Origin of the sequence: Achromobacter sp. (assembly GCF_049647645.1) — a bacterium.
Lineage (GTDB): Bacteria > Pseudomonadota > Gammaproteobacteria > Burkholderiales > Burkholderiaceae_B > Achromobacter.
This window is the reverse complement of the sequence record NZ_JBARYB010000075.1, coordinates 1-2,591: the sequence shown is the minus strand read 5'-3', so window position 1 is coordinate 2,591 and position 2,591 is coordinate 1. Positions and strand designations below refer to the sequence as shown.

2 protein-coding genes and 1 pseudogene are annotated in these 2,591 nt (G+C 68.0%); 2 read left to right on the top strand and 1 reads right to left on the bottom strand.

The annotated features are described in order from the left end of the window. Window positions 1-359 (bottom strand): ATP-binding cassette domain-containing protein (locus WBB14_RS09035; RefSeq protein ID WP_424239520.1); only part of this gene is annotated, 359 nt, incomplete at its 3' end. Window positions 360-509: 150 nt separating this feature from the next. Between WBB14_RS09035 and WBB14_RS09030 the strand changes: the two genes are divergently transcribed. Further along, complete coding sequence (locus tag WBB14_RS09030; protein ID WP_424239519.1) at window positions 510-2,012, top strand: aldehyde dehydrogenase family protein; 1,503 nt, start codon at window positions 510-512, stop codon at window positions 2,010-2,012. A gap of 137 nt (window positions 2,013-2,149) precedes the next feature. Then, window positions 2,150-2,591: pseudogene (locus tag WBB14_RS09025) on the top strand (phospholipase A); the annotation flags it as partial.

Below are 2,591 nucleotides of genomic sequence, written 5' to 3'. Positions count from 1 at the left end.
GCGCGGCCGCGGCCGCGCACCACGCGCTGAGGTAGCGCGACATTGTCCAGCGCGGTACGGTGTTGGAACAGGTTGAAGTGCTGGAACACCATGCCGACTTCGGTGCGCCAGCGGTTGACGTCGGTGGCTGGGTCCGTGAGCGACACGCCGTCCACGCGGATGGCGCCGCTGTCTATGCTTTCCAGGCCATTGAGCGTGCGCAGCAAGGTGCTCTTGCCGGATCCGGAGGGGCCGACCACCACCATGACCTCGCCTCGGCCGAGCTGGCAGTCGATGCCGTCCAACGCCAGATGCGGGGCTTGCCCGTCGCGTTGATAGGTCTTGCTGACTGCCTGGACTACCAGCAGAGGTTCCGCCACGGATCCACCTTCGGATGAGTGCTGCCTTGGTTTAAAAAGGTTTCGCAATTCACGCTGGAGTTTCGTATAGTAAATTTTTTTCCAGAATCGCCACTTAGGCATAACCCTTAAGCGAAGACAGGCTCTTCGCAGGCAACCCAAGGAACCGGCATGGACACTCCCCAAGACATCCTGCGCGCGCTCGGGCTGAACCCGGAATCGCTCGCTGGCGGCACGCTGCGCGCGCGCAGCCCGATAGACGGCGCCGAACTGGCCCAGGTTCACGAGCACACGGTGGCCCAGGCCCATTCCGCCATCACCCGCGCGCGCCAGGCCAGCCTGGCATGGCGCGACGTGCCGGCGCCGCGCCGCGGCGAGCTGCTGCGCCTGTTCGGCGAAACGCTGCGCCAGCACAAGCGCGAGCTGGGCCGCCTGGTCAGCCTGGAAGCCGGCAAGATCGTGGCCGAAGGCGAAGGCGAAGTGCAGGAAATGATCGACATCTGCGACTTCGCCGTGGGCCTGTCGCGCCAGCTCTACGGCCTGACGATTGCCTCCGAACGCCCGGGCCACCGCATGATGGAAACCTGGCATCCGCTGGGCGTGGTCGGCGTGATCAGCGCGTTCAACTTTCCGGTGGCCGTGTGGTCCTGGAACGCCGCGCTGGCGCTGGTCTGCGGCAACGCCGTGGTCTGGAAGCCGTCGGAGAAAACGCCGTTGACCGCGCTGGCCTGCCAGGCGCTTTTCGCCCAGGCCGCGCAGCGCTTCGGCGATGCGCCCGCCGGCCTGTCCGAGGTGCTGATCGGCGGCCGCGACATCGGCGAAGCGCTGGTCGACTCGCACGCCGTGGCCTTGGTGTCGGCCACTGGCTCGACCCGCATGGGCCGCCAGGTGGGTCCGCGCGTGGCGCAGCGTTTTGGCCGCGTGCTGCTGGAACTGGGCGGCAACAACGCCATCATCGTCGGCCCCACCGCCGACCTGGACATGGCCGCGCGCGGCATCGTGTTCGGCGCCATCGGCACGGCCGGCCAGCGCTGCACCTCGACGCGCCGCCTGATCGTGCATGAAAGCGTGGCCGACGACCTGGTGCAGCGCCTGCACAAGGCCTATGCCAGCGCCACCATTGGCAATCCGCTGGACGGCGGCACGCTGGTCGGCCCGCTGATCGACCGCGTCTCCTTCGACGCCATGCAGGCCGCGCTGACCGCCGCGCGCGAACAGGGCGGCAAGGTCACGGGCGGCGAACGCGTGCTGGCCGAGCAGTATCCCGACGCCTGGTACGCGCGCCCTGCCATCGCCGAAATGCCGGGCCAGACCGACGTGGTCTGCCACGAAACCTTCGCGCCCATCCTGTACGTGATGCGCTACACCGATTTCAACCAGGCCCTGGCCTTGCAGAATGGCGTGCCGCAAGGCCTGTCGTCCGCCATCTTCACCAATGACCTGCGCGAGGCCGAAACCTTCCTGTCGGCGGCCGGCTCGGACTGCGGCATCGCCAACGTCAACATCGGCACCTCGGGCGCCGAGATCGGCGGCGCCTTCGGCGGAGAAAAGGAAACCGGGGGCGGCCGCGAATCGGGTTCGGACGCCTGGCGCAACTACATGCGCCGCGCGACCAACACGATCAACTATTCGCGCCAGCTGCCGTTGGCGCAGGGCATCAAGTTCGGCGAGTAAGCCCGCGCGCAACACTGTCCCCACAAGCCCCCGCCGCGCGCGGGGGCTTACGCTTTCTACATACGATTAGCCTGGCTTACAAACTGTAGCCGGGGTCGATGCTACATTTCCTGGTCACAAAACTACGTTATGACCCGATGACCAACAGCCGTCCTGCACGATCCGCCCTCCTCCTGCGCACCCTTGCCGCCGCCCTGGCCATGGGTCTGGCGGGCGCAGCCACCGCGGGCGTGTCGTACCGGCTGGATCGTCCATCGGCGGCCCCCGGCGAAACCGTCACCATCGAAGCGGTGTACTTCAACGAAGGCACCGCCCGCTCCAACTGGGAAGCGCCGCCCGAACTGGTGCTGCAATGGCGCGGCCAGGACGGCCAGATCGTGCGCAGCCTGGCCAAGCTGCGCGGCGGCCCGGCCAGCTTCAGCGTGCCGGTCAACAACTTCGCGCGCATGGCCTGGACCGCCGTCGTGCCCGCCACGGCCAACGGTCTGCAGGCCGTGTCCATCGAGGGCCAGCCGGCGATGATGGCGCTGGACGCCACCGGCCGCGACAGCGGCACCTTGGCCAGCACGCCCGCGCGCG